Genomic DNA, 399 nt, shown 5'->3' on the forward strand with positions numbered 1-399 from the left:
CGTCAGATCGACGACGCGGTGAACGGGAACGATGCGTTCCAGCTGCGCCTTGATCTGCTCCAGCACCTGCGGCGTGCCACGGGTGACGACGGTGATGCGCGACAGATGCGCCTGATGCTCGGTTTCGGAGACCGTCAGGCTCTCGATGTTGTAGCCGCGGCCGGAAAAGAGACCGATGACCCGGGCTAGGACGCCGGGCTCGTTGTCGACGAGGACCGAGAGCGTGTGGCTCTCGGCTGCGGCGGTTTCCGGCGAAATGAAGTAGGCGGAACCGGTCGGCTGTAGGTGTGCGTTCATTGTCTTCTTCCTCTACTTCAGATCAAACGAGCGCACGGCCCTTGGCATCGATGGCATTGGCGACCGCTTCGTCTGTCGCTTCGTCCGGCAGCAGCATCTCGT

General features: G+C 62.7%; 1 protein-coding gene. It reads right to left on the reverse strand.

Annotation, left to right across the window (positions count from 1 at the left end):
* On the reverse strand, positions 1-297 hold a 297-nt coding region (ilvN, locus tag SB764_RS38525; protein ID WP_410866538.1), incomplete at its 3' end, for an acetolactate synthase small subunit.
* Between the last annotated feature and the right edge of the window lie 102 nt (positions 298-399).

This window comes from Paraburkholderia sp. SIMBA_027, from assembly GCF_046535315.1.
Taxonomy (GTDB): domain Bacteria; phylum Pseudomonadota; class Gammaproteobacteria; order Burkholderiales; family Burkholderiaceae; genus Paraburkholderia; species Paraburkholderia tropica.